Source organism: Chitinophaga sp. XS-30, from assembly GCF_008086345.1.
Classification (GTDB): domain Bacteria; phylum Bacteroidota; class Bacteroidia; order Chitinophagales; family Chitinophagaceae; genus Chitinophaga.
Genome location: NZ_CP043006.1, coordinates 5,299,089 through 5,313,901, shown reverse-complemented (window position 1 = coordinate 5,313,901; position 14,813 = coordinate 5,299,089). Strand labels below are relative to the sequence as shown.

General features: G+C 51.3%; 11 protein-coding genes. All 11 read left to right on the top strand.

Going from position 1 to position 14,813, the window contains the following annotated elements:
• Nucleotides 1-9 precede the first annotated feature (9 nt).
• On the top strand, nucleotides 10-1,320 hold the full coding sequence (locus FW415_RS21365) for a DUF4876 domain-containing protein (protein WP_210420761.1): 1,311 nt from the start codon (nucleotides 10-12) through the stop codon (nucleotides 1,318-1,320).
• A gap of 20 nt (nucleotides 1,321-1,340) precedes the next feature.
• Nucleotides 1,341-2,873 carry a DUF6850 family outer membrane beta-barrel protein gene (locus tag FW415_RS21360; RefSeq protein ID WP_148389080.1) on the top strand — a complete coding sequence of 511 codons (1,533 nt, stop codon included), beginning with the start codon at nucleotides 1,341-1,343 and terminating at the stop codon, nucleotides 2,871-2,873.
• A 190-nt stretch (nucleotides 2,874-3,063) separates the two neighbouring features.
• On the top strand, nucleotides 3,064-4,239 hold the full coding sequence (locus FW415_RS21355; protein ID WP_148389078.1) for a TlpA disulfide reductase family protein: 1,176 nt from the start codon (nucleotides 3,064-3,066) through the stop codon (nucleotides 4,237-4,239).
• A 6-nt stretch (nucleotides 4,240-4,245) separates the two neighbouring features.
• Nucleotides 4,246-4,764 carry a TlpA disulfide reductase family protein gene (locus FW415_RS21350; RefSeq protein WP_148389076.1) on the top strand — a complete coding sequence of 173 codons (519 nt, stop codon included), beginning with the start codon at nucleotides 4,246-4,248 and terminating at the stop codon, nucleotides 4,762-4,764.
• 207 nt (nucleotides 4,765-4,971) lie between these two features.
• Nucleotides 4,972-5,793: a hypothetical protein gene (locus FW415_RS21345; RefSeq protein ID WP_148389074.1), complete on the top strand. Its 822-nt coding sequence runs from the start codon at nucleotides 4,972-4,974 to the stop codon at nucleotides 5,791-5,793.
• A gap of 14 nt (nucleotides 5,794-5,807) precedes the next feature.
• Nucleotides 5,808-6,503 (top strand): ABC transporter ATP-binding protein, encoded by a 696-nt coding sequence (locus FW415_RS21340; protein ID WP_148389072.1) that lies wholly within the window; start codon nucleotides 5,808-5,810, stop codon nucleotides 6,501-6,503.
• A gap of 9 nt (nucleotides 6,504-6,512) precedes the next feature.
• A complete protein-coding gene (locus tag FW415_RS21335) occupies nucleotides 6,513-7,940 on the top strand; it encodes a DUF3526 domain-containing protein (protein ID WP_148389070.1) in 1,428 nt (475 codons plus the stop codon).
• Nucleotides 7,937-9,376, top strand: coding sequence for an ABC transporter permease subunit (locus FW415_RS21330; protein WP_148389068.1), 1,440 nt, complete (start codon nucleotides 7,937-7,939; stop codon nucleotides 9,374-9,376). The genes FW415_RS21335 and FW415_RS21330 overlap by 4 nt, the downstream gene beginning before the upstream one ends.
• Before the next feature lie 32 nt (nucleotides 9,377-9,408).
• Nucleotides 9,409-10,011, top strand: a complete 603-nt coding sequence (locus tag FW415_RS21325) for an RNA polymerase sigma factor (protein ID WP_148389066.1) — start codon at nucleotides 9,409-9,411, stop codon at nucleotides 10,009-10,011.
• Between the two features lie 107 nt (nucleotides 10,012-10,118).
• On the top strand, nucleotides 10,119-11,285 hold the full coding sequence (locus FW415_RS21320; protein WP_148389064.1) for a FecR family protein: 1,167 nt from the start codon (nucleotides 10,119-10,121) through the stop codon (nucleotides 11,283-11,285).
• Between the two features lie 241 nt (nucleotides 11,286-11,526).
• Nucleotides 11,527-14,811, top strand: coding sequence for a SusC/RagA family TonB-linked outer membrane protein (locus FW415_RS21315; protein WP_168208930.1), 3,285 nt, complete (start codon nucleotides 11,527-11,529; stop codon nucleotides 14,809-14,811).
• Nucleotides 14,812-14,813 lie beyond the last annotated feature (2 nt).

Here is a 14,813-nt window from a genome sequence, read left to right as displayed (position 1 = left end):
TTGCAACACATGAAACGAAGCATGATAGATTATATCACACAAGGGAATGTATATGCGGAGTTCCATCCGGCCACTGAAAAGAGAAAAAGTATACGGATGAAATATTTCATCATAGCACTCGTCATCTTATGCAGCGCCTGTTCCAGGATAGATAATGCGCTGGACGCGGAGGATATAAGACCGTACGCCATTACGGTAAAAGCCAATTCCGTGATTCCGGAGATCACCAGCACAGCCGGTCTGAAAGTGGTATTCGAGAACTTCGCGGAAGGGTTCAGGCTGGAAAGAACGCTGGGTACCGGCGCCACGGCTATCGACAGCCTTATTCCCGGTATTTACAGCATCAACATATCCGGTCGCGCACAGACAACTGATGGCGATGTATATTACCTTAATGGCGCCAAAATAAATTATGCGATCACGGCGAATGGCGGCACCGTGGAGATAGATGTGGACGGCCTGAAGGTAAGCCCGCTCGTGTTCACCGAGATCTTCTTTGCCGGCACCACTCCTTTTTATTTCAGGAACCAGTTCTACGAAGTGTACAACAACTCGGACCAGACGATTTACCTGGACGGGCTGTGCTTTGCCAACCTTACGCCCACCACCGCCACCACCAATCTGCCTTTGTGGCCCGCGGAAGATGGCGCTGATTATGCTTATGCGGAGCGCATCTGGAAGGTGCCGGGCAATGGTACGCAATACCCGCTGCTGCCCGGTGAATCCTTCGTGATGTCGCAGTTCGCTGCGAACCACCAGTTGCCGCAATACAATCCGGCATCTCCCGTTGATTGCAGCAGCTCGGAGTTTGAGTTCAATATGGACAACCCGAACTTCCCCGATCAGCCGGCGGTGGATATGCAGCATGTATTTTATAACGGCAATGCATCCAAGGGAACCCTGCCGCAATACCTGACTTCCGTGTTCGGTGGCGCGTATGTGATCTTCCGCGTACCGCCCGGTGAAACCTATGACCCGGTGAACGATCCCGCGCTGAAAACGAGGAACCTGGCGTCTACTTCCACCACACAGTATGCCAAGGTCCCCATCCGCTACATCCTCGATGCGGTGGAGGCCGGCAACAACCAGAATTCCATCAATGCGAAACGTGTTCCTTCCGTGCTCGATGCCGGTATGACCTACGTGGGCGCTACCTACAATTCGCTGGGTGTGGCCCGTAAGGTGTCTGATATTACCAATCCGGATGGCTCGCCCATTTTCATAGACACCAATAACAGTACAGATGACTTTGAACGCGGCGTAGTACCGCAGTTCAGGCGCCATGGTTCAAAGATGCCCGCATGGAACCACACCAATTAAGTGAATCAACATCGAAAACAATGAAGAAACTATATATTGTATTATTGCTCACCGCCTCTTTCGGCGCTTCCGCGCAGCAAACGCAACGCAATACACCGGCCGCCTTCGAGCTTCGTCAGCAACGCAGCCTGTGGCAGCGGTCCGGCAACCCCGCCGGTTTGCAACTGGACCGCCCTTACCGTTATTCCCAGCTAAAGGCAGGTTATGAAGGGTATAACGGCAACTTTCACCGCCCGCAGGAAGGTGTTTCCGGCAACCGGCAGATCGTGGAAACGCAAGGCGGTATCTTCCTTGATAGCTGCTATCTCACCGGTTCATTCAACTACCGCCGGGAAGGGATCAAAGCAGCCAGTTTCAATGCTTCCATCATCGATCCGTTCAGAGGCATGCCTTATATTATTGCAGATCTGAATCCCAGCGACTGGGTGCAGCAACATTACCAGTTGCAATTCGGCATCGCCACGCCTTCCTACGGCCGCTGGTCATGGGGATTGGGCGCCAGCTACAATGCCAGCAGCGGCGCCAAGCAGCGCGACATCCGTACGGAGAACTATTACTATGCGCTGTCCATTACGCCGGGCGTGATCTATGCATTGGCGCCCAACCAGGATCTGGGCCTGAACCTGCGTTATGCGAACGTGAAAGAAGAGGCGGCGATGAGCAATGTGAATACGTATGTGGACCAGACTTACTACGAGCTGCTGGGCCTCGGTACGGCGGTGAGCATGCTGGGTTCCGGCAGAACGAATAATTACGAAGGCGACAGCTGGGGCGGGGGGCTGCAATACCGTTACAGCGGAAAGGCCACGCTGTTTCTGCATTTGAACTACCTCGTGGAAGCGGAGGACCTGACCATATCCTTTACCGTTCCGCGCGATGGCGCCTCCGTGCTGCGTAGATCATGGGAAGCCGGGGCTACGGTACAGCAGGAATCATCCAGGCTGATGCACACCCTTTCCGCACGTTATTACAACCGCCATATAGACGGCATCCAGTATATCACCCAGCGCGATAACTCCGGCAGCCAGCAAGGCTGGATGACTTTGGCCAAATATGTGCGCTCCACTTTCAAAACCACGGAAGCAGCGCTGGACTACAGCATTGTTGGTAAAAAAGGGAACGACGATTATTCCTGGCTGGCGAACTTTTCTGTACGCTACAGGAAGCTGAACGATGAATATATTCTCCCTTACTCGTTCAAGAGAACAGAGAACGCTTACATCCAGGTGGGCGCGAAGAAGAATTTCCGGCTTGGCGGCAGCCAGTTGCTGGTTGGCCTGAATGCCGGTTATAACAGGAACCTCAGCGGCGGTTACGCGTACAATGGTGCGAACAAGGATTACGTCGTTGTAACGCAGCTGGAAACGAATGATTACCGTTACCTGGCGTCTGATTTTATCCGTGCCGAGCTGCCGGTGACGTTTTCCTTCCGGATCGGCAGGGAGAAGAAGAATGTGATGTTTGTGAACGGGTATGCAGGATATACTAAAGCGGAAAGCTCCGGTTTCGATCATCGCATTGCTTATGGCGCTGCTGTGGGCGTGAATTTTTAGGGGGTCAATAAAGCATGTGTTCCCCCCAAAACGATGTATTGTGGGCGTAGTGGCGTAGAAAAGCCATTACGCCCACAATCTGTTTATTATACATTGTTGAAAAATAAATCTATTCGGGGCGGTATTCTTTTTCTCAAATCGCAGTCTTGTTAAAAGAGAACCTGGTGCATAAAACTTAAAGCAATCAAGAATGCAATCAAAAGTAAAATTATTGATCCTGATGCTATTGGCCGCATCACCGGCAATGGCACAAAAAACAGCTGCGGACGCTAAACCGGGGGAAGTGATCGTTAAGGGAAAGGTGGGTAACCTGAACGCACCCCGGCAGCTTTGGATCTATATGGGCGATGAAAAATGGGATACCATCCCGGTGAAAAACGGCGAATTTGAATACCGGAAAAAGACGTTGCTACCGGCTTACGGGGCTATCATGGTCAAATACAGTCCATATTACCCGGGTGTTGAAGGGCCGGGCTTCTTTTCGGACATGAGCCTTGCCAGCGTTTTCTTTGAAACCGGGACCATGACCATTAATGCGCCGGCAGATACACTGAGAACAGGCGTTCAGATAGCAGGTTCATCCTTGAATGCAAAACACAGGGAATTCTGGAGTAAGGAGGGGGCGCTGGTCCGCGAGCAGAAAAAGCTGGCGGCCGTATTCAATAATGCTGCTGCTGAGCAGCTGCAATCCGAAGCTTATTTGCAGGAGTATGAGAGGAAGAACGAAGTGATCTTAATGCGCTGGGACAGTCTCATACTGGCAGAAGTTAAAAAATATCCTGATTCCTATCATACCGTAATGGCTTTTTACGGATACATCAGGCAAAGAAAGCCGGATTCCACTGCCGCCATCGTCATCGCTGGTCAGTTCGGGGAGCTGTACAAGGAACAGATGCGTTCCTATGTTCGCGCCCAATCGGCTGAAACAACGGTCAGGATCCCTGTTGCGCCGGTTGGATCTATGGCCCCGGATTTTGTGCAGAATAACATGGAAGGCAAGCCAGTAAGGTTATCCGGCCTGCGCAATAAATATGTACTGATCGATTTCTGGGCAAGCTGGTGCGGCCCCTGCCGGAAGGTAAATCCCGATCTCGTAAAACTCTACCGGCAATTCAAAGGCCCGAAGTTCGAAATATTGGGCGTTTCGCTCGACCAGGATGCCGCAAAATGGGAGGCTGCTGTAGAAGAGGATCAACTGGCCTGGTTGCATGTATCCGACCTTAAAGGCTGGAAAAATGAAGTGGCGCAGCAATATGACATAGGTGCCATTCCCCAGAACCTGCTGCTGGACCCTTCAGGGAAAGTAGTGGCGAGGAATCTCAAAATAGACGAGCTGGAAGATCAATTAAACAACCTGCTGAAATAGCACAATATGGCAATCCGGAGAATGATGATATGGCTGACACTGGCGATGAGCTTTCTTCAGTTCGCCGCCAGCGCTCAAACAGCGGCAGGGCGTAAGCGGGCGTTCCCTTTCGAGTTCAAAGACACGCTGGGAAGCGTGGTGAAACTCGACGATCTCAAAGGCAAGGTGATCTACATGGATTTCTGGTTTACCGGATGCAAAGGCTGCGTGCAGGTAGCAAAGGGATTGCACGATGCCGTTTTGCCCGCGTTCCGGGAAGATACCAGCGTAGTGTTCATGTCCGTTTCGCTGGATATCAATTTCCTGAAGTGGAAAAGAAGTATCCGGGAAGGACTGTACACGAGCGAAGGCGAATGGAATGTATTCACCATGGGTATGGGCGGAGAGCACCCGTTTTACCGGCATTACGGATTCTCCGGCGCTCCGCAAACGATGCTGATAGACAGGCAGGGACGCGTTGTCTCCACTGCTCCGCCGTTTCCCGGGCCAGCACTCGTGGAGATGATCCGGTCGGAACAGAAATAATGTTTGGATTCTCCGGCTGTATGTATATATTTGCAACATTGATGCATAATTTAGTGTGGTTAATTTGATCAATATAAAGGCACAGCATACGATATCCGCGGAATGCAATGCCCTGAAGCAATTTTTTGCGATCTGCAGCGCTGCCGGTTTTCCCTTGACCGGCGGCGTTGCATTTTTTCAGATTGCATTCATATCAATCATCAGTTCATGAGATACGTTCTATTAATGGTAGTTGGTTTAGCCGTGGCATCCTGCCAGGTATCCCGCCCGTTTGCCACATTACACAACAACGACCGCGTTCTTGCAGACAGCATGCTGGCATACGCACTGGACCATGAGGCCGTTTATACGCTGCTGGATACGATCAAGCCCGTCAGCAGTGTGAAATTCCTGAGATTTCCTGTGGCGAAAACACCTTTAATGAAGGATGGCGATCACCAGGTGACGCCGGCAGACAGCCTGCCTGAGCTGGCATTAAAGTACGCCCGGATCTGCGCGGAACTAAGCAAAGGGGATCACCAGTTTGTCATGATGCCCTTTGCGCAAAAAGAGGGACATATGCGCAGCATTGAAATATATGTTGTGCGGAAAAGCCGGTTTTCGTCGTTGATTGCGCAGCATGCCGCTTTCTTTGGCCAATGGGGCTTCACGCCTGAAAGTGATCCAGCTACCGTGCTTCCGGTTATCGAATATGAAAGCAGGCACGACCGTAACAGGGGATACGGGCTGCTGTTCGGGTATCCGTTATATGCCGTCGATTTTTTTGTGACGGCCAACCAGGCAGCGGAGAAGGATACGACGATAAAGCTTGTTCCGCGCGATTTTTTCGCAATACCGGTATATGCCGGCAACAAGGGGTATTTCACCTATGCGATGCCGAAGGGACATAAGCCCTCGGAAATTGACTCCGTGATGTACCGGAGGGCGGTTCACACACTGGGCCGGTATAAAGCACAAAGACCAGAATATATTACACCCGGAGGGCTGAAGGCAATTGCATTATGGAGCCGCTGGAATAAAAAACCATAACATAAATCCTGCACATGCTACAAATAACCAACCTGAACAAAACGTACGGGGATCATCATGCCCTGAAAGGATTAAATCTCACTGTCAACAAGGGGGAGGTATTTTGCCTCCTCGGCCAGAATGGCGCGGGTAAAACCACTACCATTAATATCTCGCTGGGTTTTTTGGCGCCTGATTCCGGCGAAGTTTTAATAAACGGGAAGAAAGTTGGGAAGGATGGTAACGATACCAGGCGCTATATCGCCTATATTCCGGAAGTGGTGATGTTGTACGCGAACCTTACCGCTGTTGAGAACCTCGACTTCTTTAGCAAGCTCGCCGGTTACTCGTATGGCCGCAAACAACTGCGGGATTTTCTGACAGACGCCAATCTGCAGCCGGAAGCCCATGAAAAACGCGTGGGTACTTTCTCAAAGGGCATGCGCCAGAAAGTAGGCATTGCCATCGCTATCGCAAAGAATGCGGACGTAATACTGATGGATGAACCTACCAGCGGACTGGATCCCCGGGCTACGGACGAGTTTACCCGCATCGTAAAACAACTGGCATCCCAGGGGAAGTCTGTGCTGATCGCTACGCATGACATCTTTAACGCGGTATCTATCGGTACGCACGTCGGTATTATGAAAGACGGACAATTGCTGCATGTGGTAAGCGCGGACAATATCAGCCCGGAAGCATTGCAGAAACTTTACCTGGAAACCATCTAAAAGATTCACATGAAAGTATTCATAACACTAGCGTCGCAGGAGCTGAAAAGACTGTGGAGGGACAGCACTTTCCAGGTACTGGCGGTATTCCTGCTGCTGTTGTCCGGCTACGCCATATTCAGTTCCACGGAGCAATACGGGCATGCATACCGGGAGCACCATGAGTTGACCGATACGGCGCGTTACATGCTGCAGCACCAGAAACCAACATCCGCGCACATGGCCGGGCACTACGGGCATATCGTATTCAAGCCGGCCACATTTTTGCAGGCCATCGATCCCGGCGTAAACGCTTATACCGGTACTACAGTAAGGCTGGAAGCGCACCGGCAGAACGAAGCCGTGTTCATTCCCGCCTCCGGGCAATCATCGCTCATACGGTTCGGGGAATTTTCATTTGCGATGTTGCTGCAGGTGATCTTTCCGCTGCTGATTTTGTTCACCTGCTACCGTTCTGTTATTGCCGACCGGCAGAACGGCACGCTCCGGTTACTGCTATGCCAGGGGGTGAGCATGCGTCAGTTGATAACGGCGAGGGCCGCTGCTTATATTGCGGTTTACTGGATTTTCCTGCTGCTGGCGGCTTTCGTATATGGTCTTGTATTTTACATGGGGCAGCACGAAGCGGGAGCCGGTGTGCTGCCAAGGGTTTTCCTGCTGGTAGTGCTGTACGGATTATATTACGCGCTGTTGATCGCATTGACCGTTTATTTGTCCGCAAGGGCCAATAGCCCTTCAGGTTTGTTGGTCGGGTTGCTGGCGGTGTGGTTCGTATTCACGGTGATCATTCCCAAAACTGCGGCCAACATCGGGGCGCAGCGTACGCCATTGCCAACAAGGGTGGCGTTCGACCAATCCATTGCGGACGACCGGAAAGGCGGCATCAATGGCCATGATACCCGTAATGAGCGCTCGCAGCGATTTACAGATTCGGTATTGCGCGCATACGGTGTTGACAGCGCCAGCCAGCTTCCTGTAAAACTGGGTGGCTTATTGATGCAGGCTGATGAGGATTTCAATAATTATGTCTACGATAAGGCCATTACACGCATCAGCAACATTATCTCGGCACAGAACAGGGTAGGAGCGGTCTCCGGATTTGCGGACCCTTTCATGGCCGTTAAAAATCTGTCGATGGCTATTGCGGGCACAGACATGCACCATCATTATGATTTTACAAAAGATGTGGAAGACTACAGGCGGGTGCTGATCCGCGACCTCAACAAGCTGGACGCGGCTAGGGTATCGGAGTTTAAAGACAGCAAGGGAAAGCTTACACAGGAATACTGGGACCAGGTGAAAGACTACCGCTACGAATCCCCTTCGCTGCGCTGGAGCCTGGCTAATTACAGCACCGAGATAATCGCTTTATTCACCTGGATCATAGCAGTTTGTTTGCTGATCGCGCTTACATCCAATAAAATCAGGATAGCATGACGAAGTATTTAACTATCTGGAAATACCAGGCAGTGTTGCTGCTCAGGAACCGTTTCCTGCTGGCAGGGCTCCTGTTCCTGCTGGTGGCGGGCCTGTTCGGTGCGCGATACGGCAAACATTTTGTAAGCCAGCAGGAGGAAATGATCTATGCTGTAGATACATTGCAACAGCAGAAAACAACATCTGCCATAAAGGAGATAAAAAGAAGAGATACGGCAAAGCTCAGCCCGGAAGAACAGCAAAGGTTCGATGATGTGATGAAATATTATCAGGCTGCTGTTGCCGGCGCAAAAACGGTCGTGTACAGGCCAGGTCCGTTCACTTCGCTGTCTATCGGGCAGAAAGACAACTTTCCGTTTTATCATGAAGTGTCCAATAATTTCAGGGGGGCAGACATCTATAGTACAACATCAACGGATATCCAGAACCCGGTTAAATTGCTCGCCGGTAATTTCGATCTTTCGTTCGTGATCATTTACCTGTTCCCGCTGTTCATTATTGCGCTGGGGTATAATGTGCTTTCCGGAGAAAAGGAAAACAGCACCTTTACACTGCTGCGTATCCAGGGCGATGTGAAAAGAGTACTGCGTCACAAGCTGGCATTCCAGGCATCCGTATTGATACTGCTGTCGGTCGTTATCAACCTTGCCGCCTTCGCCATAAACGGTATTTCATTCCGGCAGGAGGCGTTGCAGATGAGCACCTGGGCGCTGATCACGGTTGTTTACATCATTTTCTGGTTTTCACTGGTCTATTTCATCGCTTCACTCAACCGTTCCAGTACCACCAATGCACTCGTGCTGGGAGGATTGTGGATCATTTTACTGTTGCTGGTCCCATCTGTCATTCACAGGAACGTATCCGATTCTCATGAAAAAGAACTGGTGCAGACGATGTTTAACCAACGGGGCGATTATCCCGATGCCTATGATCTGGAGCCGGCGCAACTGGCCGATTCGTTCAGCAGCCTCCGGCATCCTTACCCGCTTGCGGCCATGAAGGATACGAGGGATGGCGCACGGCGTTTTTATGAAGGGTTGATGCGGTCCGAGATACAGATCCGATTTAATAACAGCATGGGTAAAATGGTGGTGGAGAGCCAGGCGAAAGAATATGCGCGCACCCTGCGGCTGAACTGGCTGAACCCGGTGTATGCTGTTCAGCATGCATTTAACCAGGTAGCCGGTTCGGAAATAAATAATTATCATCAGTACCTTGCTGCCGCAGAAGCTTATCAGACGGAGCGCCGGTACTACCTGAACAATATTGCGATACAGGCACGGCCGTTTACGCTTTCCGATTTCATGAAAGTGCCGGAATTCGATTTCCGGCAGCCCGTTGTAAACTGGACGGAAGCCCTGCGGTTGCTCCTGCCGGTTATTGTCTTAACTTTGTTGCTGACGATAACCGCATCTTTACGCCGGGTGATAAAATAATTTATCTTTCAACTAAAGCAGGAGCCGGGTTAATGAAAGTAACGCTGGAAAATGAAATACAGCTATTGGAAGCGCTGGCAAGGGGAGACGAGGCCGCATTCGCGGAGTTGTACTACTTCTTTCAGCCCGTCCTGCACACATTCATTTTCCCGCTTACCGGATTCTCCAAAGACGAAACGGAGGAGATCTTGCAGGATATCTTCCTCAAGCTGTGGTTGAGAAAGGAAACGATGATCATCGTAAAGTCCCTGAAACCATATCTTTTCAGAATGGCCAAAAACCGCCTGCTGGACAAGCGCAGGCGTGATGCACAGGTAACAGGCGCCATTGCCGGCTGGCAGTTTGCGCAGCCCGGAACGGAAACAGGTGACGCCATCCGGGAAAAGATGCAACTGGAAGAATATCATGAACTGGCCCGCAATGCGATAAAAAGGCTGACACCGCTAAAACGCAGCATTCTTTTGCTGAGAAACGAACACGGACGGTCACTCGATGAGATCGCGGCAGAGTTGTCCATGACAAAATTTGCGGTAAAAAAACATTTGTATGAAGCCGTGAAAACATTGCGCGACCAGTTGAAACATTACAAGGGCATCGATATTCCTGTTGCGATACTGATCATTATCCATCTTTGATACATCATACTCAATTCCCTGCGAATTACATATTGTTGTAAAATATATCTATTTGTGAAAGTATTCTTTTTCACAAAACGCAGTCTTGTATGTAGAGACCTATCAGCATGAACCAGGACCACATCAAATCACTTTTGCAGAAATATGCCTCCGGGGACCTTTCCGGCCAGGAGCGGGAAATACTGTCTGAGGCCATACGCGCCGCTGATGACAAGGCATTCCAGGATCTTATGGAAGATCACGAAGAGATTAGCTGGAACGCGGATCGCCGGCAGAATGCCGATGATGCATTGTTGCAGCTCCTGCGGGATAAGATAAGCGCAATGGAGGACCCGGTGATGGTAAGGAAAGCTGCCCGGGTCCGATATTGGGCGTTTGCCGCCAGTCTGCTGTTGCTGATACTGGCGGGTACCTGGATGTACCGGCAGCAACAGACAGGCCATAGCGCTGAATATACGCCGGACATTGCTGCTGCGACGCCCAAAGCGATGTTAACGCTTGGGGATGGCTCCATTGTAATGCTCGACAGCGCCGGTAACCGGCTGATACCGCAGGGCGGTACATCGGTTCAGCAGCAGGGGGGGCTGCTGGTGTACCAGGCCACCGGCAATGAAGAAAGTGGAAGCATCAACACCCTTTCAACTCCCAGGGGCGGCCAGTTTTCGGTGCAACTGCCAGACGGTTCCCGTGCATGGTTGAATGCGGCAAGCTCGCTCCGTTATCCTACAGCGTTCAGGGAAGGGGAACGGCGCGTGGAAGTAACGGGGGAAGTATATTTTGAAGTGGCTGCCCAGGCATCGGCCCCCTTCATCGTAAAAGTAAAAGATAAGCTGCTGGTGAAAGTGCTCGGCACAAACTTTAATATCAATGCATATGAAGATGACCGGCAGATATACACCACGTTGCTGACAGGAAGCGTACAGGTAGATGCCCCTGCTGCAAACAAAAGGATGGAATTGCGGCCCTCACAGCAGGCCGTGCTGGCAAAGGATGGAGATCTGGATCTGAATAAAGCACCCGATCTGGAGCGGGTGATGGCCTGGAAGAACGGCATATTTTATTTCGAGGATACGGAATTACGCGAATTAATGGCGCAGCTTTCCCGCTGGTATGATGTGGATGTTGAGTTCGAGCAGGGTGTAAGCAAGCTGTATTTTTCAGGAAAGCTGCAGCGGGACCTGGGCCTGTCGCAACTATTGAGCGTGCTGGACATGAGCGGTATTCATTACAGGATAACAGGCAGGAAGATCGTTATCGAGCCTGCGGAACGTTAAAGTATAAAACCAGCTGTTGATATCATGATGTAGAAATTTCAAAGCTTTATCCCTGTTAATTACAAAAAAGCCGGAAGCGATTGGACCCGCTCCCGGTGAATGTTTGAGTTATCAGTGTCACAACAATCGTCTTACCTATTATTGATTAACGTCAACCAAACAATGCAAATGTATGCAATGGAATCGTTTTGTAAAAACCGTTCCCCGGAAAGGGCGGTATTCAACCAAAATTTTGCTCTCCGTGAGACTGACTTGTATTTTAACCATTTGTGCCTGCCTGGAGGTATCGGCGGGAACCTATGGGCAGCAGATCACCCTGTCGCTCAGGAATGCCCCGCTCAGGCAGGTATTTAACGCTATCGAAAAGCAGACGGGGTACCTGGTTTTCTTTAATAACGAGCTGATCAGGAATGCCCGGCCGGTTACTTTGAATGTAAAGGATATCAGCCTGGAGGAAGTCCTGCGCCGGAGCCTCAAAGATCAGCACCTCGAGTATGGCATTGTAGAAAAAACGATCATTATAAAAAGGGCCTCGCCTCCGCCGGCTGAGCAGCCCGCTCCGGTTACGGAGGAAGCTGTTCGCGCACCTGTCACCGGAGTGGTGAGGGATACCGCCGGCCATCCGTTGCCTGGCGTGACCATATCCATCAAGGGGACCAAAAAAGGCACCGCCACGGGAGCGAACGGAAGATTTTCCATAAATGCGGATCCCGGCGATGTATTACTTGTTTCCTTCATTGGCTATCAGTCGCGGGAATACACGGTCGGCACCGATACAGATATCAGTATAGTGCTGCGCGTAGCCATATCTGGGCTGGATGAAACGGTGGTAAAAGGATATTATACCACCAGTAAACGCCTGAATACAGGGGCGGTGGGTACGGTAAGGGCGGAAACCATCGAAAAGCAGCCGGTCAGCAATGTGCTGACAGCGCTGATCGGGCGGGTGCCCGGGCTGGATATTACGCAGCAAAGCGGTATCCCCGGCAGTAGCGTTACCGTCAGGATAAGGGGAACGAACAGCTTGACGGCTACGGCAAACGACCCGCTTTATCTCATCGACGGGGTGCCTTTTTTAGCGAATTCCACCAATACGGTGCCCAATAACTTCAGGCAGCAACCTGGCGGCGGTGCGAGTCCGTTCAATTCCCTGAACCCGGCAGACATCGAATCGATAGAGGTATTGAAAGACGCGGATGCTACCGCTATCTACGGATCAAGAGGCGCCAACGGCGTTATTCTCATCACTACCAAAAGAGGAAAGGCGGGCGACAGCAAGATCGATGCTAACTTTTCAAAAGGGTTCGGCAGAGTGGCCAGGATGATGGACCTGCTGGACCGCCGGCAGTACCTGGATATGCGCTATGAGGCATTGCGGAATGATGGCGTGGCTATCGGTGACGCTTCCTATGCGCCGGACCTGCTGCAGTGGGATACTACGCGTTCTACCGACTGGCAGGACCTCCTGATCGGGAATACCGCGCATTATACCAATGCACAACTGACATTGTCGGGCGGCAGCGCGAATACCAATTACTCCCTTTCCGGCGGTTACTGGAGAGAGACCGCTGTATTCCCCGGCGATTTTGCGGATACAAAAGCATCTGCACGCTTCAGCCTTAATCATACCTCCGCTGATCAGCGCTGGAAAGCGCAGCTGACAGGAACTTTCCTGAAAGAAAAAAACAACCTGTCTCCCAATGATCCCACCCATAATGCGGTGACACTTCCGCCATTGGGTATGGACCTGTATCTGCCAGATGGGAAACTGAACTTTGCCGGTACGGCCTTTGCCAATCCGCTGGCTGCTTTAAACCAGAAGTATGATGCCCGGACAACCAATCTGAACGCCAATTCCCTGATCAGTTACCGCATTCTTAAAGGGCTGGAGTTTAAAGTCCAGCTGGGCTATTCCAATTTGAGGTACACTACGCTGTACACCGTTCCAGAGAGCGCTACGAATCCCGTTTACTTCCTGGGGCCGGCAAACCGTGCTGCGGAGTATGGAGATCATACCACCGAAACCTGGAACATCGAGCCGCAACTCACCTATGATGTCAGGTTTTTAGGGCAGCCGCTGAAAGTTCTGCTGGGAACCACCTTCCAGCAGAGCACGCAGAAGGGATCACTGGATTACGGCTCGGGATTTGTGGATGACGCACTGCTTGAAAACAGGGGTTCCGCGCAGGCGGTTACCAGCAGAACGGCCTTCAGCGACTATAAATACAATGCGTTGTTCGCGCTTGTCAATTATAACGTAGATGGCAAGTATTTGCTTAACCTGACTGCCCGCCGCGATGGATCGAGCCGTTTTGGTCCCGGCAACCGTTTCGGTAATTTCGGAGCGGTAGGCGCTGCCTGGATCTTTTCTGAGGAAAAGGCGCTTAAAGATGCGCTGCCGTTCCTGAGTTTCGGGAAGCTCAGGCTTAGTTACGGAACTACGGGAAGCGATGCCATTTCCAACTATGGATATGTTTCCCTTTATAATTCTACTTCCAGCTACTATCCTTATTACGGCGACAACGGCATCGGCCTTCAGCCAGCCAACCTGGCGAACAGCGATTTCAAATGGGAATCCAACAGGAAAGCTGACATTGCCCTGGAGCTGGGATTCCTGAAGGACCGCATCCTCCTGAACACCAACTTTTACCGCAACCGCTCTTCAAATCAGCTGATAGGTTACCCCATTTCGCAGGTATCCGGCTTTTCAAGCGTGCCGTTTAATCTGCCGGCGGTAGTGCAGAATACCGGTTGGGAAATAGAGCTGAATACTACAAACATAGCGCGGCGGGATTTCTCCTGGACCACCAGCTTCAACATCACTATTCCGGATAATAAACTTATCGATTATCCGGACCTGGCTTCTTCATCCAATGCGAACACTTACGTGGTGGGTGAGCCGCTTACTATTGCCAAGCTGGTGCCCACCCTGGGAATTGACCCCAATACCGGTGTCATGCGTTACCGGAACAGGCTGGGCGATACGGTCACCAACATCGCGCTGTTAGGGGTTGCAGATCGTACCGTAGCCATTAACATCGGCAAGCAGCTGTTCGGCGGTTTGCAGAATTCGTTCAGGTATAAGGGCTTTCAGCTGGACGTGTTTTTACAGTTCTCAAAAGCCAATGGCAGGATATGGAATGTAAACGGTGTATATGTTCCGGGATATTACGGCAACCTTCCGCAATATGTATATGACCGCCGCTGGAAGGGACCGGGGGATACCGGCGCCACTTTGAACAAGCTGACGCAAAGCGCAACATCCCCTGCCTACCAGGCGCGGCCCCGCAATACTGACGATGCTGCCTATGCCAGCATATTCTTTGCCCGCCTGAAAAATGTGGCATTGTCGTACAATTTTCCGGACACCTGGCTGAAGAAAATGAAGATACTGAACCTCCGGGTTTACGCGCAGGGACAAAACCTCGCTACGTTCACCAATTACCTGGGAATGGACCCGGAGAACCAGAGCGCATCTATTGCGCCTATCGCAGTTACGACATTTGGTTTACAAGTAACATTTTAAAC

Excerpts from the sequence above, each read along its gene's own strand:
- FW415_RS21335 (WP_148389070.1), top strand. The coding sequence starts at position 6,513 with ATGAAAGTATTCATAACACTAGCGTCGCAGGAGCTGAAAAGACTGTGG.
- FW415_RS21350 (WP_148389076.1), top strand. The coding sequence starts at position 4,246 with ATGGCAATCCGGAGAATGATGATATGGCTGACACTGGCGATGAGCTTT.
- FW415_RS21325 (WP_148389066.1), top strand. The coding sequence starts at position 9,409 with ATGAAAGTAACGCTGGAAAATGAAATACAGCTATTGGAAGCGCTGGCA.
- FW415_RS21360 (WP_148389080.1), top strand. The coding sequence starts at position 1,341 with ATGAAGAAACTATATATTGTATTATTGCTCACCGCCTCTTTCGGCGCT.
- FW415_RS21365 (WP_210420761.1), top strand. The coding sequence starts at position 10 with ATGAAACGAAGCATGATAGATTATATCACACAAGGGAATGTATATGCG.
- FW415_RS21345 (WP_148389074.1), top strand. The coding sequence starts at position 4,972 with ATGAGATACGTTCTATTAATGGTAGTTGGTTTAGCCGTGGCATCCTGC.
- FW415_RS21320 (WP_148389064.1), top strand. The coding sequence starts at position 10,119 with ATGAACCAGGACCACATCAAATCACTTTTGCAGAAATATGCCTCCGGG.
- FW415_RS21355 (WP_148389078.1), top strand. The coding sequence starts at position 3,064 with ATGCAATCAAAAGTAAAATTATTGATCCTGATGCTATTGGCCGCATCA.
- FW415_RS21330 (WP_148389068.1), top strand. The coding sequence starts at position 7,937 with ATGACGAAGTATTTAACTATCTGGAAATACCAGGCAGTGTTGCTGCTC.
- FW415_RS21340 (WP_148389072.1), top strand. The coding sequence starts at position 5,808 with ATGCTACAAATAACCAACCTGAACAAAACGTACGGGGATCATCATGCC.